Consider the following 21,340-nt stretch of genomic DNA (forward strand, 5'->3'; position numbering starts at 1 on the left):
ATACATGGGGTGGAAAGAGGTAGATGAGAATTTGGCAAAAAGAAAATCACAATCAATAGCGAATGTGATGTCTAAAGAGGCCAATGATTCACAAAATTCAATTCTAATTAGTGCAAATGATCTTGGGGTCGTAAGAAATGGTGGTCGCCGCGGAGCAGCTTTAGGCCCTCGTGTTCTAATCTCTCAATTACAAAAATTCGCAAATCATCAGAAGATAAAAAATATTTCTTTAATTGATATTACAGATCAAAGTGAAGATGACTTCAACCAAATGCAAAAGAACTCAATTAATGAGATCAGCAAAATAAAGTCACAGAAAATTATTCATTTAGGAGGAGGACACGACCATATCTATCCTCTTGTTTCAGGACTGAAGTTCAACAACCCATTAATCATTAATATCGATGCTCACTTGGATACACGAGATGATGAAATCCATCACTCAGGAACTCCCTTTAGACAATTGGCAAATGAAAAGAAAATAAAGCTGCTCCAAATTGGTATCCACGAATATGCTAATGTTTCTCAAAACTACCAAGGCATAGAAATGGATGTCATCGATACGAAAACCCTTAAACAAAAATCGAATCTCTTTAGAGACGTATCTTTCTTAAATGAAGTTTATGAAAAGCACGATGGCGATATTGTTTTTAGTATCGATGCTGACGCTATTGCTGGTTGTGATATGCAAAGTGTGAGTGCAGTAAACCATGATGGTATTCCATTTGAATTTCTAAGAATGCTAGTAGACCAGTACCAACGATATACAAAAGACAAGAAACAGACTCTTGGTATTTATGAATACAATCCACTCTTTGATGAATTGTCTGCAAAGGATGCAAGAAGTCTAGCTTCTCTTATTTATGATTTTTTAATTTGAAGTTAATTTGATCGTCTTATCTAGTCCCGTTTGCTCATCACGAATCTTGATACTCTCTTCAGTGATCTTCCATTCGGGATTAACAACTTTCTTGCCTTGCTGTGATTTATACTTCCAAGGGAAGTCTCCAATGAATTGCTTCTTCTTCTTATCAAAAATAATTGCATAGAAGATATCAACCATATGGAATGTTCCAGCTGAACCTGAATAATAAATAATCAATTCATAGTTTTTGCCAACAGACTTAGTCTCAACGACTTTGCTCTTACCCGTACGTTTTGTAATAACGGCCTTTAAACTTTTTGAAGTTTTGCTCTTAAGCCAGAATTCACCTTTGTCGTTAACAATTGTCCAATCACTAACATCAGCAAAAGTGAAAGCCTGTAAAATGAATATCAATATTAAAATAACTTTCTTCATTATGACCTAAATGGTGTTTTAACTGTCCAGTGCCAATCATCGCCGTCAACGATCTGCCCGTCAGTATCAATTGGTTTATAAAATATATGGCGCTGCCTCTTCCAACTTCGAGCAATCTTACGACGATCACTTGCATTGTTTTCATTGTACATTGGATTTGGTTGCCTTAGTAAATTATCATTTACTTTCACATTCAACTCCCAATTATCTTGGTTAGCACGAAATCCTTCTCCCCAAGCGCCATCGGTTGGAAGCATCCAATTGGCATGATAATGATAAACATGATCAACATCTGGCTTCGGCTTAAAGTCTGCAGAACCAAATTTCATATAGGCATCAATAGCTGTCTCAAACTCTTGATTACGACCAGGGTAAGTCATTTGTCTCCAATTATCCTCACCTTGGTTATACATTGAAAACTGCATTGGATCTAAAGCAATATCAAGAGCTGTCTTATCACCCTCACGTCCTCTTCTTGCAGCATCGTCATTCGCATTTCTAACTCGGTTATTAATAACCTTCATAATCATCATCATCTCTTCTGGGTGACGATCGCCTCCATTAATATCACGAGCGAGAATCCCTGCTTCACCTTGGGCCGTAAAAACCATTGCAGCAAAGTGCTGCTCCTCTGGCCTTAGATAGCGATAAAGATTTCTAAATATCTGTCCACGATCTCCTAGAGAACCTTGGCGAGTGATTGAATTTTGAATACTGCGAATACATTGACCTAATTTTGATCGTTGTTCACTATCTTCAGATGAAAGCTTGCTACGATCTTCTAAAACTTCACAGCCAGGCTTCCACTGCTCATTACTTGTGACAATATTCTTAGGTTCTTCAAAGATTTCATCTACAAATACAGGCCTTGGCGCCTCTCCATCAATACATGGAGCGACAGGAGGTTTACCAACCTCACCGATGGTGCGATTTAAACGAAGATAATTATATGCTGAGGCCATATCAAGAGCTTGTTTTAGGTATCTCTTTGTCACCTGATAAACCTTATCTTGTTCAACGCCATCAATTTCTAGTTTAATACGATAGGCCCAACTATTTTGGCCAACAACGCGGACTTTTATCTTTTTATCACTCCCTGGTTTAGGAGCATCAATACGATGTGAATATCCAGTATCTGGATCTAGAATATCAAATGAGCGTACAACATCGAATTGTACATCAGAAATATCTTCATTTTTCTTTTCACCAAGATCAAAGGCCATCAGTTTTGTTGTGACCAATAAGAAAATAATTATGGCAACTCTCTTCATCAACTTCCCCTACGCACTAACACGTCAAAAATATTTTAACACGACCTTAAGGAAATAATGAAAAAGAGGTTAATTTTGCTGAAATTACAGATTTTGGCCTACAAATATTGTAGGCACTTACTATTTAAGCTTAACTCCATCAGTAAGAGCATGCTTTAAAAAGTAGACTAAATCACTTTTTTGCATGTCATTGATCTGTATTTCTCCATTTTTTAAAATCGGATGGGCCGCATCCTTCTTCTTAAAGAGCATATAAGGATTCGTTTCTACAAAGAGATTCTTTTTGAAGTTCTTTTTAAAAGAATTAAGAACCCAAGATGAATCATAATCATCAATAGACTTTAGCCCACCTCGATAATGGTCCACAACATCTTCTAATGTCCCATAAGCTCCTGAATGAAAATATGGTGCTGTTAGAGCAATATTTCTAAGAGGTGGAATTCTAAAACGATAGCGATCGTATTCACGTCCAGTCACAAGAAAGCGTCCCTCGTCATTCTTACGAGGATCGTTCTTACCGGGACCGATTTGTGGTGTAGCAACAGCAGCAAAACCTCTCCCACCAAGAAGAGTTCCCACGTGACAAGAGACACAACTTCCCGATTCCATAAAAACGACAGCTCCACGCTTGGCCTTTAAATCAAGTGCACTTCTGTCTCCTCTTAGGTAATTATCCCAAGGCGTATTGTAGGCGGCAAATTCATGTGTTTCAAAATGGGCCATGGCCTGAGCATAATGACCAATATTAAGTTCTGATTGAGGAGTCGCTGGATAAGCTTTTTTGAAAAGCTTTTGATACTTTGGCATATTCAAAAGTCTTTTCATGACAATCTTCCAAACTGCTTCTTCATCTTTAGCATTAGCAATATCATTACTTCCCTTAACGCCTCTCATTTCTTCATGCGAAGTGATTGGAAATAATGCCTGTGCAGCAAGTGCGCTACCTAGGTTCTCAGTAATATCCCAACGTTCTGGATAGTCTCCATTAAGAGCTTCAACAGGAGTCGTATAAACATCCCAATCTTTACGATAATGAACTCGTCCATCCCAAAACATATGCTCCATATTCTCATCACCGAGATTATAAAGAGGCTGAGAATTACGAGGGATCACATGGCCTTTACCAATTAAGCGCTGATCACCTTGCCACTTTCCACCTTCACCGATCCCGACAGGTAATTTATCACCACTACCAAACTCAGGCATATGGCAGTCGGCACAAGAGATATTACGATTCCCAGAGATCTCCTTCTCATTAAAAAGTGCCTTACCAAGGTTATAAAGCTCTACTTTCTTACCTTGTGGCTTTTTAACAGCTTTTAAAAAGAAGCGCTCAGTGTAGCGTTTAAGTTTGATATCAAGTTGATCGGCCTGTGCACCTAAGGCGATAAGCCCAAGAGTGAGGATAAGGATTGCTTTCATTGTATGTATTCCCAAATTGTGTGATGGAAAATACTAAAAAGAAAGGTTTGATGAGTCAAACACTTTTAGGTACGCAATTCCATTTAACATCCTAGCAACCGCGTACCTAAAAACTTAAAGTGACTCTAGTGGACCAAAGAATTCGATATAAATATTAGTTGAATTAACACCTAGCGCAATAAGATGTTTTTTCATCGTGGCCATAAAAGCCTTTGGGCCACAAATATAGAAATTAGAAGCCAAATCAAAATTACACTTTTGAAGAAAGTCCTTAGTAATAAACCCTTCAAACTCATTTTCGGCCAGTTTTTCACTACTACTTTCATAAAAAAATCGGGGTACAAAATTCTCATGTTTTTCACTTAAATTAGTTAATTCAGTTTTGAAAGCTTGCACTGAACGGTTTTTATTTGCATGAATGAATTCGATTCTTTTTTCACCATTTTCAAGTGCTGCTTTGGTCATACTTAAAAGAGGAGTTACACCGACTCCACCTGCTATAAAAACGCTTCCTTTACTCGACTTTTTGTAAGTGAAATTTCCTACAGGAGCTGCAACTTCTAACACATCCCCTACACTTAGTTTGGAATGTAAATAATTGGACACATATCCATCAGGGTTTCCCTCTTCTTTTTTAACACTTATTCGAAGAAGATCTTTAGTTGGATAATCTGATAAGCTGTAATTTCTCATTGTCGTTATTCCATCAAATGGAACTCTTACTGTGATATATTGGCCTGCCACAAAGCCTGGAAGCTTTGTATTATCAACAGGCTTTAAATAAAATGAAGTAATAACCTCACTCTCCTTAACTTTCTTTTCAATCTTAAATTCCTTAAAACCCTCATAAGCTTGTTCTTTATAAATAGCTTTTTCAGCATCTATTAAAATATCGGCCAAAAAGAAATATGCTTCTTTCCATGCATTAATAATTTCATCAGTGGCCGCATCTCCTAACACATCCTTAATTGATGCAAGAAGATTAACTCCTACAATTGGATAGTGCTCTGGCTCAACTTTTAAAGCTGCATGCTTATTTGTAATTAAAGATACTGCATCTCCAAGGGCCTCGAGATTATCAATATTTTTAGCATACGCACAGATTGCTCCTGCTAATGCTTCTTGCTGACTACCTCTGTTCTGATGCGCACGATTAAAATAGGGAAGGACCTCTGGGTTATTCTCAAACATCTTTTGATAAAAATGCCTTGTTAGCAATACACCATTCTCTTCTAATACAGGTGCTGTTGATTTTACAATTTCAATAGTTTGTGTAGATAGCATACCAACTCCTAATCTTTTCTGCTTAAATATGTATTTCAAATACATATTTATAACACAAAGAACAAGCTAGCAATAAAAACATGTATTTTTAATATATATTTATAAAAAACAATAGATTTCAGATAGATATATGCTAATAAAGAAGTATGAAATTAACTTCATATACTGACTATTCCCTCAGAGTTTTAATATTCTTAAGCCTAAACCACGAGCGCTTATGTACCTCTAGCGAGATATCAGAAACGTATATGATCTCAAGAAACCATCTTGCAAAAATCATTCACCAGCTCTCACGCCTAGGCCTTATTGAAAGCTACAAAGGGGCCAGTGGCGGCATAAAACTAGCAAAAGAACCAAAAGAAATTAATATTGGTCTATTGATTAAAGAAATTGAATCTGACTTTAATATTGTCGACTGCTTTATTGGCGACAGAAGTAAGTCACCATGTCGACTCACCCCTCACTGTAAACTAAAGTCCATAATGAATGAGTCCTTATCTTTATTTATCCAGAACTTAGAAAAGTACACTCTTGAAGACATCGTTGAAAATCGAGAAGAATTACTTTCGCTTTTCTAAAGAACACTTATATGAAGAAGTTTACGATCGCTTACTTCACTTCGTGAAGTGTCGCTATTGGGGTGGTACTTACGTAAGGAGTTTGTGTAGATTGCATAAAACCCTCTCTTTTTAAAATTAAATCAGTATGTCAGTGAGAAGTTGAATCAGAAGCGGAATGCATCATCATTGCAAAAAGAAATAATTTAGTTTTCGAAGTTGGTTCACCTGGCCTCCCATCCGGGTCGGCCATGCGTTGCTTTTGCATTATTTTGCCATCGTGGCAAATGCTGCAAACAAAAAAGCCGGATCATTGATCCGGCTTCTTAAAGAGAGACATTTTGACGGAGTGAAAAAATCCTTTTTTCTGCTCCAACACACACACGCTTATATATAAGCAAGGCCTGTGCCAACTTTTTCATCTCGATGACGCATAGAAAAGGTATTGAAATTTTATAAAACAAGAGAATGCGTGTGTCATATTTATGACTGACGCATGAAGACAAGGCGTTACTTAATTGACTTTAAAAAACGAGACAATTTCATCATTCCAATATCACAGGCCTCTGTTTCATCTTCGGCACCAAAGACTTGATCAACATACTTAAATATTTTTTTCGTCTCTTTATACACTATCGCGATCTCAGCATTGAAACCTTTGTTAGTTCTATTAACTTCAATCTGTCCAAGGAGATTGTCATTATTTTGTAAAGTTACATAAAATTCTTTCGGATAGTCATATTGTTTCATATACTTGATTTAAACAATTCAAAGGAGAAAGACAATGAAATTCATAGTTGCTGGATTACTATTTTCTAGCATGACGTTTGCAAACTGTTATGAATACAATAATTCAAATACAGCAGTAAAATGGACGGCATATAAAACGGCCAAAAAAGCCGGTGTTGGTGGGGCCTTCAAAAAGTTTGAAATTAAAACTCAAAAGAAGCAAGGTTCAATAAAAGAGCTAGTTAAAGGTGCTCGTTTCACAATCGATGTAAACTCTGTTCACACAAAAGATGCATCACGTGATGCTAAGATTGAAAGATTCTTCTTTAAAGATATGAAAATCTCAGGTGTTGTTAATAAAATCGATAGCAATTACTTATATGTGGATATGACTCTTGCTGGAAAAACAATGAAAGTTCCTATGAAGTATGACATTGAAGATGGTGAGCTTGAAGCTGAAGGAATCATTGATGTTCTTGACTTCGCCCTTGGAGAAAACCTAGCGGCAATCAACAAGGCCTGCTATGCACTTCACGAAGGTAAAACTTGGAGTGATGTTCAGATTGAAATTGAATCAAAATTTTCAAAGTGTAATTAATAATATTTGGGCCAGATTTCGGTTTGGCCCAATTTAATCTTCATAATTGTCGAGAAAGTTTACATCGAATACAAGATAACTTTTGAACATTATCAATAATTCTATTCCTCATTTTGATTAAAATTCGAAACCTCCTCATAATAGCACGACCGATAGTTAGCTATTTTTCTTACAGGAGGCAATTTGAAAAAATTAACGACACTTATTTTTTCACTGATTATTCAATTAACCTATGCTCAGGTTAATGAGATTACATTAGATGAACCACAAGCATCTTTTTTTAATCTTTCAAACTTCAAGATTCTCTATCTTAATTCAACCTATACAGAAATGAATGCACGTAATCGAGACGCTATCTATATGGATCACCTCGTCTACTTTCGCTACGATATAGCCAAGAATCAAAACATACGCTGGGTACCTGTTTACTCAAATACCTTCTCTCAAAAAAATCAGAAATCTTACCAAGGCGAATACGCTTATTCCTCTCTTCGTTATTACATCAATAATATTTTAACTGAAGATAAACACGGGCTTAGCCTCCACTTCCAAAATCGAAATTATATCTTTGATGGAGAGGATCGTAATAGAGGCTATGATAGTTATCATCGTGGATATTTTTTTCTTTCAAAGAATACAGACAATTTCACATTTGAATTAAATACGTATGCACAGATCTATAATCGAAATGGACGAGACCCAAATACGAATACATGGCGTACAATGTGTGGAACGTTTGCCTATTATAACTTTAACGACAACTGGGGACTAGGCTTTGGAAGTGAATGGTATACTGATAATCGAGATGGTAAGAAGAAGATTGGGGACGATCGCATGGTTCTCTACCTTCCTTATTTAAGATACAACAAAGGCAAAGGCTTTGTTGAACTATATGCAACTTATACGGCCGCCAAGTCAGGAGATGGAGATCACAGTATTATTATTGATGACTTTCATGAGAATGGATCATTAACTCTAGATATTGGTTACTATATCTTATAAATCTTAACACAATCTCAACTTTGCTATGTCTGTATAAGTTGATACTTTATGTCCAACACGAAAGATAACTTAAAAGAACAATAAATCTCTCCTCTTTCTTACAGCACAGAGTAATAAAGTTTAGAGTACACACTCGCGGCAGGCCCCTGAACCTGCCGCGATTCCAATTTTCCCTACTCAATAAGAAAAACTTACACATTAACACAATCCTAACTTTCCACTACCAATAAACATTGCTAGAAAGACTCATAATTCAATTTAGGAGAGAAAAATGAAGGCATTAATTGCAATTTTAATGACAGCATCAGTAATTGCTAACACTTACGTTCTAACGGACTCAGTTTCAGCAAAGACTGACGGTTCATACCAACCACTAACTGAAATCACTGTTGAGAATCTAACTCTTAACAATGCCGATATTTACGAAAGAAAAGCATATATCAGCGCGGTAATTAACGGTGAAAAAAGAGAGCTTGTTGCTAAAATCAATGATCGTCTTTATACAGGTTCAAAAGTTAACTACCTACTTGGTGGTGAACTTGATGGAAAGGTTCTTTCAAGAGGTGCTTGTGATGAATACGAAGCATTTTCTTACCGTTACAAAATGGTAATCTCTGAAGACAAAGAAACAAGAGCACAAGAGCTTAAGTTAACAAAACTTTCTCTCTACCACAGCTACTCTTGGGATCAGTGTCACGACAGAACACTAGTTTTAGAGTTTCCTTACTCACAAAAATAATTCCCATATGAAAGCGGCCCAAAGTGGCCGTTTTTTTTTTGCGATGGACGAATCCGTAAAAAACTTAATCTGAAATTGAATTGAAGTAACTGATTCGTTAAAGCTTGCTGTGGATGCTAGCGCAAGACAAGGGAAGGCGTAGTTTGCTACGCCGGTCCGCTCTCGGCTCCTGCCTTCGCGGACATACTGTCCATCGTGGACATAACCGAAGTCAGGCGCAGCAGACGTCTTGCTCAATTCGACAACTTACCCATTGCTCCAGAGACAACAAAGCCGGGCTTGAACCCGGCTTGTTGAAATAGATTTTTAGCTAAAGATTGGGGAGCTAGCGCCGCAAACAATAGCCCGCCTTTGGGCGGCCAATTTTGCGGAGCGCTTAGAAGAAGCCACCGCCCCATTTTCCGCCTTTCTTGCGTGGTTTCTTTTTCTTACCACCAAGTCCAGGCATTCCAGGCATCCCGTCCATTCCTGGCATACCAGGCATCCCCGGCATCGCTCCACCTTTCATCATCTTTGATAGTCCACCCATCATCTGCTCCATTTGCTTAAATTTAGCAATGAAGTCACGAACCTGAGCTTCAGTATTTCCTGAACCTTTTGCAATTCGCTTGATGTGAGAGTCTTTCATGATCTTATAATTGTCGCGCTCTTTCTTCGTCATCGAGTTGATGATAACGCGCATTCTCTTCATTTCATTTTCAGCAGGAGTCAGATCCCCTACTTGCTTAAGCATGCCACCCATACCAGGGATCATTTTCATGATTGATGCCATTGAACCTAAGTTCTTCATCATATCCATTTGTTTCATGAAATCATTTACAGAAAACTTCCCTTTCTCTAAACGCTTCATCATGCCTTCAGCATCATCTTTATCAATAGCAGCTTCAGCTTTTTCAACTAGCGTTAGAACATCACCCATATCAAGGATTCGTCCCGCAAGACGGTCCGGGTGAAAGAGTTCAAGGTCTTTCATCTTCTCACCAGTTGAGATGAATTTAATTGGAACTCCTGTTACGTGCTTAATTGAAAGCGCGGCACCACCACGAGCATCAGAGTCCATTTTTGAAAGAACAACACCAGTAAGCCCTACAGCTTCATGGAAGCTCTTTGCAACATTTACTGCTTCTTGCCCAGTCATGGCATCTGCAACCATTAGAACTTCTGGATTTAGCCCTTCAAGTCCTTGGCGTACTTCTTTAATTTGCCCCATTAATTCTTCATCAACATGAAGACGTCCGGCCGTATCGATAATAACGATATCCTTACCGTTTTCTTTGGCAAATGCCATGGCATCAGCTGCGATATCTTTAGGGTGTTTTGAAAGGTCTGAATCAAACCAATCCATATTCATTGATTTTGCAAGAGTAATTAGCTGATCTTTGGCAGCAGGTCTAAATGTATCGGCAGGAACAAGAAGAACGTTCTTCTTCTCTTTCTTTGATAGGAAAAGTGAAAGCTTCCCAGAAAAAGTTGTTTTACCTTGACCGTTTAAACCAACGACTAAAATAGGAGTGATTCCACCTTCTATATAATTAAGCTCAGTGTTCTTATCACCCATTGTCTTTGCAAGTTCGTCGTGAACGATCTTAACAAATTGTTCCTCTGGATTAACACCTTTGATAACTTTCTCACCAAGAGCTTCTTCTTTAACGTTATTAATGAAGTTCTTTACGACTTTAAAATTAACATCTGCTTCTAAAAGAGCTGTCTTAACAAGCTTTAATGTTTCTTCAATATTACTTTCAGAGATCTTTCCCTTACCTGAAATATTCTTAAACGCTTCTGAAAACTTATCACTTAAATTATCAAACATTCTAATTCCCTATTTATTTATATTATTCAAAATTATTTCTAAACATTCACTTGGATGAGTTGCCCAATAATCGGCAGTGTGCTCACCAAATCCATCTTTTGTAATCCCACTCTCCCAAAGAGCACCGATGGACTTTACACCAAAGCTCTTGGCTCCTTGTGTATCTGAGAAACTATCACCTATTAGCATAATCTTATCTTTAGGTGCGTCTTCAAGCATTTCGATAAGTCCCTGTGGATGAGGTTTAGGAGTTGTATCATCTAGACAACGAAGCTCCAAGAAGTGCTGCAACACATCCTGATCATCTAAAATTCTAAGAGTCGACCTACGATCACGTGCCGTCCATACGTAGAGCTGAAACTCTTGATTTAGTAGATCCAAGATTAGCTTCTTCATTCCTGCAAACAACTTATAATCATTACTTTGCTTAGAAGTAACTTCTTTCCAAGTGCTCATAAGCTTATTTCTTTGAATTTCACTTCCCACTGGGTCGAGTCCAAATTGATTTGCAGTATATACCATATCAGGGCCATACTTTTTACGGGCCTCTTCAATACTTACGTCACGCTGAAGAATAATACTCATAACTTCCGCGACAGCACTAATGACGGCCTCTTTTGATGAAACGAGAGTCCCATCACAATCAAACACAATATATCCTCTTGGATTTTCAAAAAACATCAGTAATTATTTCCAAATTATCGAAAAATGTTGACCTAATTCTAGCTACTTGCTAAATAATCGCATGGCCAATAATCGCACTTTTTCACCATCTCTTCAAGCTAAGATTGACACCTTGATGTCACGACGCCCAAAAGTCAAACTTGGGGATATTTCTTTTGATTCACCACTTCTACTTGCTCCAATGAGTAGTATTTGTACCGCTCCATATCGTTTATTGATGGAAGAGCTGGGTGCTGGTGGAACAGTTAGTGAGCTCGTTTCATGTCACGGCATCAATTATAAGAATGAAAAGACTGTTAAAATGCTAGAAATCCATCCAAGAGAGAAGAATATCGGACTTCAACTCTTTGGTGAAGACGGCACGGCCATGGCAGAAGCGGCCAAAGTCGCACAAGAGCGCGAGCCAAAGTTCATCGATATTAACATGGGGTGTCCAGTTAGAAAGGTTGTTTCTAAAGGCGGTGGCTCTGCTCTTATGAAAGATACTTCTAAACTTGGTAAGTACTTCAATCAAATGAAGTCGGCCATTGAAGTTCCTCTAACAATTAAAATTAGAACTGGTTGGGATGATGATTCTATCAATGCCCAAGAAGTTATTCATATCGCAAAAGAAGAAGGTGTCGAATTTGTTGCTATTCATGGGCGAACGCGTACACAGGCCTATAAGGGCCTTGCAAATTGGGATCTACTAGAAACTATTGCCCAGACTTCTCCTCTACCAATTATTGGAAACGGGGATCTTCACTCTTGGCAAATGACACAAAAGAGACTTATGGCAACTCGCTGTCAGGCCCTAATGCTTGGCCGAGGGCCTCTTAGAAATCCATTCATCTTCTTAGAAAGTTTTCTAAAAGAAGACGACGATATTCAATTTACCCCTAGTGACTACTTGGAGGTTATTGAAAGATTCCGCGATTATCTTGAAGAGTACACGGATCGAGAAAGAACTGTTCTGATAACTCTTAGAAAGAATATCGTATGGATGGCCGCTGGTTTTCCAAATGTAACTCACTTTAGAAATGCAATGTTTCAGACGCCAGATATTGAAGAAACAATGAACGTAACTCGTGAATATTTCGATGCCATTAAAGATGGCCACAAGAAGATCGACCATAATCAAGTCTTCATGGCCGGTGGTCACGGCTAAGTCTCTAATTTCTCTAGGCTTACTAAAGTTTTCTTATGTTTATAACGATAAGTCTCTTTGAGGGAGAATAGTTTAAACTTAAACTTTAGAAATCAGATGAGAAAACCATTTAAAGAATTCATTCGAGCTTTAATTATTGGAACATCACTTAGTTCCCTCTCTCTCAATGTATTTGCTGAATACTGTAGTGAACTGGAAATGGAAATTAAGTCGGTTCACGACAAGCAAAATGGGATGAAGGCAGATGAAAACAAGCCAAACTCTCCAACCTTAGCAGATTTAAAAGGTGCTCGAGACGCTCAAATGGCCCAAGTCATTGCGCTAAGATCACTTAAGAACGTTCGCGATGAATATCTTAAATTCAAAGAAGAATCTCAAAGCCTTGATGTGGCCGAGTTATTTGATGACAATACCCTAGAGGCCTTATTTGCTCTTGAGGAGCATACACAGGCCGTAACAAAGTATGCAGTTATCCATTCAACAGTAGCAGCACTTGCAAAAAAGCAAGCCGACAGTATTGCTCAAAACTCAACGGAAGATAATCCTTTTGTAAAAATCTTTAACCATATTAAAAATGGTGACGGTAAGAACCTCTACTCCTATATGCGCTCAGCTTGTGATGATGCAAGTGAGGACGTAAAACAGGAATGTTCAGTCTTTAATGACTTTACTGAAAACTTCAAACTTGGTGATGGCCACGAAGAGATGGCCAAGAATACCATTAATAATTATGGTCAGATTTTGAAGAAGATTTATGCTGGTGTGGCGACACAAGAAGATGCAACATCTTTCTTTAAAGAGCATTTAAATGCGCTTAAAACCGATCAATACAATGTTTCATTAGACAAGGCCGAAGACGGAAGTCCATCTCTATCCATCAGTAAGCCAAATAACACACTTTCACTGCTAAGTGAGAGCGATGAACTAAAGAACTATTATCAAAATACAATTGTAAAACTCTATGATTTAAATAAAGAGCATAATTCAGACAAGAATATATTTAGTTCTCCAGAAAGTAGTTTTGCTACTCAGTTTTTTACAAACTCAATTGAAGACCAATCATTCAATGACATTTCTTCTGCTTTAAATGAATTAAAAAAGTGTAAAGGTAAACTCGTAGATTGTGATGAGTCTATTGATACAGGAAAACTTGCAAGAGCTATTAACTCAGCAAACGAAAGTATAGGAAGTGGCAATAGTGTTTCAAACGTCACAATTTTTGCTAATGGTAGACGACAAGAAACGAAGAATAAGCTTCACGATATCCTAAAAAAGGGACTAGCAGAAACTGAAGCCTATAATAAGACAACAGGTACTAGAACTGACTTTAACGGTGAAGTTGCTAGTAAACTAAGTCAGCTTTGTCCGCAAAGCGTTTCTACGACAGATAGACTTATCTCTAATAATGAAATTTCAGATAAGGTATTTAAATGCCTTCAAGACGAACTTGACGACTCCTCTCTTGATGAGCTGATTAGTAAACAAGAAGAAGAATTAGCAAAGGCAGAAAAGGCCATTAGTGATTTATTTATAAGCCAACCAATGAAGGACCTGGAGATTATAAAATCAATTCTGACGAGAAGTTATAAGAATATATGTGAAGATCCACAGATTCATGAATTCCGTTGTCTACCACCTCTTCAAGGGGTTAATGAGAGTATTAAGACCTTGTCTATTATTGGTGACAATTTAGAAGAAGAGCTTATTGTTGAAGATTATTCTCGATATTATTATGGAGCTAAAGATACAAATGACTACCAAACTTCTAATCGTTACTTAGAAAAGTATTGTCCACAATCAGATAAAATCAATTGTAATGGAAATGAAGTTAGAAATGGTGATGTAACTGATCCTGATGAATTTCCGAAAGCTTGCCAATATTTACAAGTAAGAAGTTGTAACCAACAAAGCTTATCACTTTCAAAAGATAGCTTTAAACTTGATGATAATGAATATGTTGACTGGGATCCAATTTCAGAACGTTCTGTCGTTAGACGTCATCAACAGAGCTTTTGGCCTGGAGTTGCAATGTATGCAGCTGAACAATCTTATAAATTTATGGGACCAATGATTGCTACCCAACAATTAAGAGCACAACTACCGAGTGCTATATACACTGGAATGTATCAGGAACAACAAATAGCCTATCGAGAACAATACTATGACTGGTATATGGAAAAACTAGATCTAAGTGATGCCAATATGTTCGGATTTTGGGGTGGACCTTTTTACTCAAATAACTCCGTTGGACAGATCGATTTCGGCTATGGCTGGTAAAACACACAAATAATTGTCGACTGAAAAACTCGCACATTTAACTGACCTACTCACCTAACCAGTAATTCTAAGCACTTAACCCATCATTAGGTATTTCTTACCTTTCTTTTAATATCAATAAGTTATTATAAAGTTACCGGCGTAAAAGGGCGAAAAGTTAAGAGATAGGAAAGTGAAAATTAATGAAATTACGTGCACCTTTAATAACATTCCTTGCCGCAATCTTGCTACTAACCTCTTGTATGCAAGCGGCCAATAATCGACTCTCTGTCGATGGTGAAGATTCAGAACAAGAATCAACGAATAATATTATCGAAAATCCAACTGATGCCTCATGGTATGCAAAGAATCAATATATCCAAGGTCCAATTACCATTAACTCAACAGACACTGAGTCCATTTATCTGGTCGGTGGTGTTGTTAATAATTCAATTGTATCTTCAGAAAAAGTAAATTCAGCTTTTTGTCTTGTTGCTGATTTCGATGGTGCCGGGGAAGTTGTTTCAGGAAGTGTTGTAAAAAAACCTCAAGTTCGCCTAAAGGCAATTCCTATTAAATCTAGTAAATCACAAGAAGTAAGTATGCGAATCGAAATTGCAAATGCAATTGATAGTCAAGCCTTCTGTGGAGACGGAATTATTGGATATACAGGTTCAACTACTCACACTACATATCTAAATAATAAAATATCAGGTTCTTTAGCAGCTTATAGCTTAAATGATGTATGTCCTACATGTAACTCTAGCTTCCCTGCTCTTAACCTAAGATTTCATGAATCAGTGTACGGTACAGTAAATAGTGTACCTACTCTTGGCTCAATTGGTATTGATAACTTAAACCTAAATATTGATGTTAAAAACACAACCACTAATCCAGATACAAATAGCTGTACAAACTCTTCGTGCCAGCTACAAGGATATAACTGCTGTCTTAACGGCCAATGTGTTAACGACGGTGCAACAAGACCTAATATTGATGAAGACAGTCTTGAATACCAAACAGCATTAAATGAAATGCTAGAAAATCCAAATGCATTTAAGAGCTACCCTAACCTTTTCTATGTGTGTCCAATCAACACTGATCCAAGTGAAGATGATGAGACTGACACGGAAGATGAACTAGATAATGCAAATCAACAGCTACAAGCAGATATAAAAGACTATAAGTGTTTATTAGGAGAAACAGCTGAGTGTTCACCAGATCTCGACTCTGTAAGAGTAAAGATATGGGAAAAGTGTGGATGTCCACATGAGCCAACTTATGCTGGTGGAGAGCTGCAATTAGATGCCCGCTGTATTGATTACGGTTTAAAGGCCGGCAAGGATGCTAATGGTAATATCCTAAATATCACTTGTGATATTCCAGTAAACGAAAATGACGATGCTCCATTTCAAAACTTATCAGTTTTAGTATCGGCCAAAAGTGCACCTCACCGCTTCTTCTCTTTAGCGGGAGTGCCTTACGATAATTTATCAGAAGTTCCTGAAGGGACAAATCAGGAAGGAGATTATTTCTTCTATCTTGATGATGCAAATAAAGCAGGTCCAATTGAAACAACTTATTCAATGAATGCAGTCCTTGGCCCGATGACTCTTGATCTCCAACAAGCTCAACCAGCTAAGGTTGTTGAAGTTGATGTTGATCAAGTTTATATCATTTCGGCTACAAGTGGATATTCAACTCCATGCCCATACTGTCAACAAGATGCTTGGCAAAAAGTTTTAAGTTCTCATCCTGAGTCTTCTAAAGGATATGGATTAACATGGCGTGGTTACACGACAGATCGTACAGCTATTGGAAGTAATACAACATTTGGTAATTATGAAGACACTATTTTTGGAAGGGCCTGCTGGGTTCCACCAACGATGCTTGCAAGCTCACATATTAGCTACTCAAATGCTGGAGTTCAAAGAAGAAACCGTCTTACGACTCAAGCAGCAATGTATGTTAATGGTTACCAAAGAGATTGGTATGGCTTTAATCAAGGAGCTCTAATTGGTTCTTTTGATGGTGTTTCTTGGTTTGCAGTCGGTGCAGGAAGACGAGTAAGATCGACAACAAATAAGCTCTTCTTAGCAATCAACGCACCATTTGCTGACCTTACTCAAAACAGTAATTTTACAGTCTCAGTTGTAGAAGACCTTGGTGGTCAAACAGCAGCTGATCACGACTACGACTTTTCTCTAGATCCAGATAGCGCTGCTCAAAACTTTGGAGCGAGTTGCCAGTATATGCACTCTTGTAACACTGATAGTGATTGTGTTGCAAAGCTAGGATGGGAATATGCATGTGGACAAATCACAGACGTAAAAACAAATTGGCCTAAATTTGATATTGATGCCTTTGAAAAAAATGACTACAGTCGTGAGGCCATTTCACTTTCAGCAATACTTGCAGGAAATATTAGTGGCGGACAAAATAACCGCTGTGTTTACCGCGGAGCAGGTTCTCCTTGTAAGCTTAATCCAAATGAAAATGTGAAGAAGACAAGTCAGTCAAAGCTACTAACTTGTGCTCCTAACTTCTATTGTGCGGCCCTTGATTCAGCAAGTTTTTCAAAAGAACTTATTCGCTCCCCTAATGAGCCAACTTCGATTCTATTTGGACAAGCTGCAAGCATTCTTGGTAGACCGATATCTTATACAAATCGAGCTGACGAGTTACCACAAGAAGTACAAAATGCAATTGCACAAAACTTATCAATTTACGCTGCAACTGGAAGCTACGAACCTTCAGAAGTTGGGCTTTGTATCCCAGGAAGATCAGCTGATACAGGAAATACAGGTGTTGAAGCATTTGAGCTAAGACACGAAAAACAAGATAACGATAATAGAACAGACTATATTTCTCAAATCGCTGCCTGTGATGAAACAGCATACCAAACAGGCAAAGTTAGAAGCTGTCCAGTATTTGATGAAGATGGTAATTATCTTAATGATGAGACACCAATAAGAAACCCTCTAGCGGTTAGACAAAATATGTGTAGTGCATCCTCTATTGACCCTGTGACAACTGAGTCAACATTCAAATCAATAGAAGCTGGAAACTTAAGCTACGTATTAAATGTACAAAGTGAAACCCTTGCTGCTAACGCCTGTTTAAGACGAGCAGGAGCAATTTGTCATACTGACTTAGATTGTGGACCTAACCGTTTACATGCAGATGTCGCCAGAGGACTATCCCCTTCAAGCTTTGGAGGAACGATGGCCGAGCAGAAGTTCTGGGAAGAAGAGCTTGTTTGTGGACAAAGCCAAGAAGAGCCACTTCTTAATACGATTCTTGGAGCAAATTATTATAATTATGACATGTCTAAGAATCGATGCTGTCGTGAAGTAAGTAAGACTTTTACAATGTATACCGCAGTTGGCGCACGCTCAGACTTACCTGGTTACAACGTCGATAACGTGGCCTTAAACCCACTTAGAGATTCAATTTCAGATAATGATAAGACCGGACGCTACTCAAGATACTTGGCAGCTGAGTCATACTCGACAAATCCATCCATTCCATCTTTTGGCCTACCTTCAGCAAATGATACAAAAGTTATCAATGAAACAGGTCGTGCAAATTGTTGTGGTGGTGGATTTATAAGAAAGTTTGAAGATGGGACAAATAATTGGACAGTTGGTAATCGCCTAAATATTTCACCTTCTAAGTTAGCTTGTCTAAACTACTCAATGAGATCATGGGAAAAAGGATTTGATCCAACTAATCAAAATAATTGGCTAATGGAATACTCATATATGAGCTCACTTGGAGGCTATAGAACTTACCCAGACTCTCCAACGAACCTTTTTGACTGGCTACGTCCTGGAGACCCTGTAGGTGCCGTACAAGCAAATATTCAAAATGACTCAGAAACGCCACAAGCTCCAACAGAAATACCGGCAACTGGCCTATCTGGACGCATAAGCCTAAGCCCTGTCGATGCCGAAGGACAAATTAGTCTAGCAGCAAAAACAGTTTATGGTATGTATGAGCAATTAGGTGTTAGTGACACTTACAATGCTCCTTACCCTCCTGTTATTTTAAAGCCGTCAGGATTTAATAATCCTCAAGCTCCACTTGTTAGTGCTCCAAGTAGTGATAATGGATTTGCACCAGACAACCTTTATCTAGCAATTTATATTCCAGACTATGTGAATATAGCTTCTATTCGCAATGTCCTACTCCACTATACAGACGATACTGATGCTGCTGACTTTTCAGATATTAACTTTAGTAGCGATATGCTAAGAGGGCCACCTTCTGCAACAGCTCCAGCACCAGAAAACTATGGTGATGAAGTAACGTGTTCTTCTGTGAGTACTGCAGCAAACGACCTTCTCTTTACTGATAGTAATGATATCGACTCTGATGGAAATACTGGAGAGCCTAGTTACTGTATTATTCAGGACAACTTTAACTACTTATTCTTCTACGTAGGAAATCAGGCCACGCTAAATGGTTTCCAAAAAGGTTGGTTCTCTTTTGAATATGATTTGAAAGATGAGATCTTTGGTACGATTCCAGGAAATCAAGCCTATTACGAAGATATCTTTGAGAAATACGAACTTCTTGGCGTTCCTCAAGTTGCTTACGAAGCAATTCGTTGTAACGATGAAAAAGCTAATCCGGCAGATGGGACATCAAATGTTGGTCGCTTGATTGAAGGTGTATATAATGATGCTGGACCAGATCCATTTACAGCAGATGCTATTCCAGGAACTCCAGCTGGTGTTGAGTCTAAAGTCTATTACAAAACAGATGGCTCAACGATTTCACTACCACAGATTTTCTCTGCGGATGAATTCAAATGCTGTTCTAAATTAGGTTCAAATGTAACCGATCCTAGTAATATGTGCTGTTCAGGTTTTGGAGTATTAAATAGTGATAATACTTACGAGTGTCGCCTCCCTAGTGGAACAGACCTAAACTTATATCTAAACCTCTTTATTTCGTCAGAAGGTATTGTGACTGATAATGAGAATATGTCTCTTACTCCAGACGAAACACATTATAACCTTGAAACTGGTTATCCAGATCACTCAAGTGAGACTGTAAGATCAAAGATTCAACAAATTGGTGAAAGATTCTGTCAATTAGGTACTGTGAGCAATGGTTCTGCTTTTGATAACTTCTACCCTCAACCAGCAGCTGGGTACTTCACAGAAGACACTCAACTAACAAGCTATAATACAATTGTAGACTCGATGGATGATCTAACGGCCACGTCAGCAAACTACACAGAATTCATTTCTGGTAAGCGCTGGAATCGCCACTTCTACTGTGATTAAATTTCACACAGTGTTCAATATTTAGACGGCCTTCTTAGCAATTAAAACAAATTTTCAATACCTTAGGCTTTATCCTTTTTGGCATAGCAATTGCTTTATTAATAGTATCTTAACTTACACAAAACAAGAGGCTATTATGAAGAAGCAAAACATCTCAACTATGATTAAAATTGCTATCCTAACGGGACTAATTCCACTGTCATCGTATGCAAGCATTTGTACAATCGTTGAAAGAAAGTTCGAACGCAAGGACTTTGAAAAGATCAGCGACTTCGATGAAGAATATCGTCAAAGATACGAAAAATACAAAGAGCGTTGTGATCTTGGTAAGTACAAGGTTGCTGAAGAAGCTTATCAAAGAGAATTAAAGAAAGATAATCAAGAAAAGAAAGAGCATCAGGATTTCATTAAAGATCGTGAATCAATTGAAATCTCAAAAGAAGACCTTAGAGACTTCTATGACAACTCTCCTATTATTGCTTACCGTGCTTCACTTAAGTATAGAGCATACAATGGAGACAAGGATATTTACCTACAAAAGATGTCTGATGCAAATGCAATCTGTCAGAACATGCTAAGTGATAAGAACGCAAAGGCCAAAACTGCACTTGTAGAAATTGCTGAAAAAGACCATATGGGACAAGTTGAAACTCCTGTTGCAGTTCAAGAGCAATTAGAGTCAAGATTTGATAGTAATGCAGCAACGGCAGCTTTCACTATTGGCCAAAAGAAATGGTATAACAGTGGTGATAATATTGAAGCTGGAACGGTAACAAACGAATTTGAAACATCAAGAAAAGAAAGAATTGAATTCAATGCAGATCTAGAAATTAGACAAGCCTCAGGTCTCCCATCGACATTTGTTGGAGATATTAGAGCTCTTGAATTCTCTAAGATTGAATGTGTTAGTAATCCAGTTAATAAGCAAGATAAACTTGATGATATTGATACAAAAACAACATTACAAACGAAAGTTAACTCTGCTGAAATCGACAGTGATGAAGATGAGCAAAAAGTTATCGTAAAGTTTGATGAACAAGAAAGACAAAACTTTCTTAAACAAAAAGGAAGTCGTGACAGCGATGATTCAAATGACACAAGAATCAGCGATATAAGAAGAGGTCAGACTACTGAAAAATATGAAATACAATCCCAGATTGATTTCCTCCTAGACGGCAATAACCGTGGGATGAATCAATAACCCCCCCTTAAAAAGGCCTGCAAATGCAGGCTTTTTTTTT

Annotated in this window: 16 protein-coding genes; 9 read left to right on the forward strand and 7 right to left on the reverse strand. The window is 37.9% G+C overall.

Annotation, left to right across the window (positions count from 1 at the left end; all coding sequences use genetic code 11):
• Positions 1-4: 4 nt before the first annotated feature.
• Positions 5-880, forward strand: a complete 876-nt coding sequence (locus DAY19_RS13840; RefSeq protein ID WP_115363459.1) for an arginase family protein — start codon at positions 5-7, stop codon at positions 878-880.
• Here DAY19_RS13840 and DAY19_RS13845 read toward each other — a convergent pair.
• From DAY19_RS13845 to hmpA, 4 genes are all read right to left on the reverse strand, one after another.
• Entirely contained in the window at positions 872-1,300 is a 429-nt protein-coding gene (locus DAY19_RS13845) for a hypothetical protein (RefSeq protein ID WP_115363460.1), read from the reverse strand. The genes DAY19_RS13840 and DAY19_RS13845 overlap by 9 nt on opposite strands.
• A complete protein-coding gene (locus DAY19_RS13850) occupies positions 1,300-2,571 on the reverse strand; it encodes a hypothetical protein (protein WP_115363462.1) in 1,272 nt (423 codons plus the stop codon). The genes DAY19_RS13845 and DAY19_RS13850 overlap by 1 nt, the downstream gene beginning before the upstream one ends.
• Before the next feature lie 120 nt (positions 2,572-2,691).
• Positions 2,692-3,993: a cytochrome-c peroxidase gene (locus DAY19_RS13855; RefSeq protein ID WP_115363464.1), complete on the reverse strand. Its 1,302-nt coding sequence runs from the start codon at positions 3,991-3,993 to the stop codon at positions 2,692-2,694.
• A 114-nt stretch (positions 3,994-4,107) separates the two neighbouring features.
• The gene (gene hmpA / locus DAY19_RS13860; protein WP_115363466.1) at positions 4,108-5,277 is read right to left on the reverse strand and encodes an NO-inducible flavohemoprotein; all 1,170 of its coding nucleotides are present in this window, start codon (positions 5,275-5,277) and stop codon (positions 4,108-4,110) included.
• 146 nt (positions 5,278-5,423) lie between these two features.
• Between hmpA and DAY19_RS13865 the strand changes: the two genes are divergently transcribed.
• Complete coding sequence (locus DAY19_RS13865) at positions 5,424-5,855, forward strand: Rrf2 family transcriptional regulator (RefSeq protein WP_115363468.1); 432 nt, start codon at positions 5,424-5,426, stop codon at positions 5,853-5,855.
• A gap of 489 nt (positions 5,856-6,344) precedes the next feature.
• On the opposite strand, the gene DAY19_RS13870 is transcribed toward DAY19_RS13865, so the two are convergent.
• A complete protein-coding gene (locus tag DAY19_RS13870; protein WP_115363470.1) occupies positions 6,345-6,584 on the reverse strand; it encodes a hypothetical protein in 240 nt (79 codons plus the stop codon).
• 34 nt (positions 6,585-6,618) lie between these two features.
• Here DAY19_RS13870 and DAY19_RS13875 point away from each other — a divergent pair, with 34 nt between their 5' ends.
• The 3 genes from DAY19_RS13875 (at position 6,619) to DAY19_RS13885 (ending at position 8,902) form a co-directional block, all read left to right on the forward strand.
• The gene (locus tag DAY19_RS13875) at positions 6,619-7,161 is read left to right on the forward strand and encodes a YceI family protein (protein ID WP_115363472.1); all 543 of its coding nucleotides are present in this window, start codon (positions 6,619-6,621) and stop codon (positions 7,159-7,161) included.
• 183 nt (positions 7,162-7,344) lie between these two features.
• On the forward strand, positions 7,345-8,163 hold the full coding sequence (locus DAY19_RS13880; RefSeq protein WP_115363474.1) for a hypothetical protein: 819 nt from the start codon (positions 7,345-7,347) through the stop codon (positions 8,161-8,163).
• 271 nt (positions 8,164-8,434) lie between these two features.
• Entirely contained in the window at positions 8,435-8,902 is a 468-nt protein-coding gene (locus tag DAY19_RS13885; protein WP_115363476.1) for a hypothetical protein, read from the forward strand.
• Between the two features lie 376 nt (positions 8,903-9,278).
• Here the strand turns inward: DAY19_RS13885 and ffh are convergent, their stop codons facing one another.
• Together ffh and DAY19_RS13900 are read right to left on the reverse strand one after the other, a co-directional pair.
• Positions 9,279-10,715 carry a signal recognition particle protein gene (ffh, locus tag DAY19_RS13895; RefSeq protein WP_115363480.1) on the reverse strand — a complete coding sequence of 479 codons (1,437 nt, stop codon included), beginning with the start codon at positions 10,713-10,715 and terminating at the stop codon, positions 9,279-9,281.
• A 9-nt stretch (positions 10,716-10,724) separates the two neighbouring features.
• The gene (locus DAY19_RS13900; protein WP_158536917.1) at positions 10,725-11,366 is read right to left on the reverse strand and encodes an HAD family hydrolase; all 642 of its coding nucleotides are present in this window, start codon (positions 11,364-11,366) and stop codon (positions 10,725-10,727) included.
• Positions 11,367-11,460: 94 nt separating this feature from the next.
• Between DAY19_RS13900 and DAY19_RS13905 the strand changes: the two genes are divergently transcribed.
• The 4 genes from DAY19_RS13905 (at position 11,461) to DAY19_RS13920 (ending at position 21,300) form a co-directional block, all read left to right on the forward strand.
• Positions 11,461-12,546 carry a tRNA dihydrouridine synthase gene (locus tag DAY19_RS13905; RefSeq protein WP_115363484.1) on the forward strand — a complete coding sequence of 362 codons (1,086 nt, stop codon included), beginning with the start codon at positions 11,461-11,463 and terminating at the stop codon, positions 12,544-12,546.
• A 96-nt stretch (positions 12,547-12,642) separates the two neighbouring features.
• Positions 12,643-14,823 carry a hypothetical protein gene (locus DAY19_RS13910; protein ID WP_115363486.1) on the forward strand — a complete coding sequence of 727 codons (2,181 nt, stop codon included), beginning with the start codon at positions 12,643-12,645 and terminating at the stop codon, positions 14,821-14,823.
• Between the two features lie 182 nt (positions 14,824-15,005).
• Positions 15,006-20,099 carry a hypothetical protein gene (locus DAY19_RS13915; RefSeq protein WP_115363488.1) on the forward strand — a complete coding sequence of 1,698 codons (5,094 nt, stop codon included), beginning with the start codon at positions 15,006-15,008 and terminating at the stop codon, positions 20,097-20,099.
• A gap of 136 nt (positions 20,100-20,235) precedes the next feature.
• On the forward strand, positions 20,236-21,300 hold the full coding sequence (locus DAY19_RS13920) for a hypothetical protein (RefSeq protein ID WP_115363490.1): 1,065 nt from the start codon (positions 20,236-20,238) through the stop codon (positions 21,298-21,300).
• Positions 21,301-21,340: the final 40 nt, after the last annotated feature.

The organism is Halobacteriovorax vibrionivorans, assembly GCF_003346865.1.
Lineage (GTDB): Bacteria > Bdellovibrionota > Bacteriovoracia > Bacteriovoracales > Bacteriovoracaceae > Halobacteriovorax_A > Halobacteriovorax_A vibrionivorans.

Coding starts and splice junctions, on each gene's coding strand:
- DAY19_RS13840 (WP_115363459.1), top strand. CDS start 5: ATGGGGTGGAAAGAGGTAGATGAGAATTTGGCAAAAAGAAAATCACAA.
- DAY19_RS13845 (WP_115363460.1), bottom strand. CDS start 1,300: ATGAAGAAAGTTATTTTAATATTGATATTCATTTTACAGGCTTTCACT.
- DAY19_RS13850 (WP_115363462.1), bottom strand. CDS start 2,571: ATGAAGAGAGTTGCCATAATTATTTTCTTATTGGTCACAACAAAACTG.
- DAY19_RS13855 (WP_115363464.1), bottom strand. CDS start 3,993: ATGAAAGCAATCCTTATCCTCACTCTTGGGCTTATCGCCTTAGGTGCA.
- hmpA (WP_115363466.1), bottom strand. CDS start 5,277: ATGCTATCTACACAAACTATTGAAATTGTAAAATCAACAGCACCTGTA.
- DAY19_RS13865 (WP_115363468.1), top strand. CDS start 5,424: ATGAAATTAACTTCATATACTGACTATTCCCTCAGAGTTTTAATATTC.
- DAY19_RS13870 (WP_115363470.1), bottom strand. CDS start 6,584: ATGAAACAATATGACTATCCGAAAGAATTTTATGTAACTTTACAAAAT.
- DAY19_RS13875 (WP_115363472.1), top strand. CDS start 6,619: ATGAAATTCATAGTTGCTGGATTACTATTTTCTAGCATGACGTTTGCA.
- DAY19_RS13885 (WP_115363476.1), top strand. CDS start 8,435: ATGAAGGCATTAATTGCAATTTTAATGACAGCATCAGTAATTGCTAAC.
- ffh (WP_115363480.1), bottom strand. CDS start 10,715: ATGTTTGATAATTTAAGTGATAAGTTTTCAGAAGCGTTTAAGAATATT.
- DAY19_RS13905 (WP_115363484.1), top strand. CDS start 11,461: ATGGCCAATAATCGCACTTTTTCACCATCTCTTCAAGCTAAGATTGAC.
- DAY19_RS13910 (WP_115363486.1), top strand. CDS start 12,643: ATGAGAAAACCATTTAAAGAATTCATTCGAGCTTTAATTATTGGAACA.
- DAY19_RS13915 (WP_115363488.1), top strand. CDS start 15,006: ATGAAATTACGTGCACCTTTAATAACATTCCTTGCCGCAATCTTGCTA.
- DAY19_RS13920 (WP_115363490.1), top strand. CDS start 20,236: ATGAAGAAGCAAAACATCTCAACTATGATTAAAATTGCTATCCTAACG.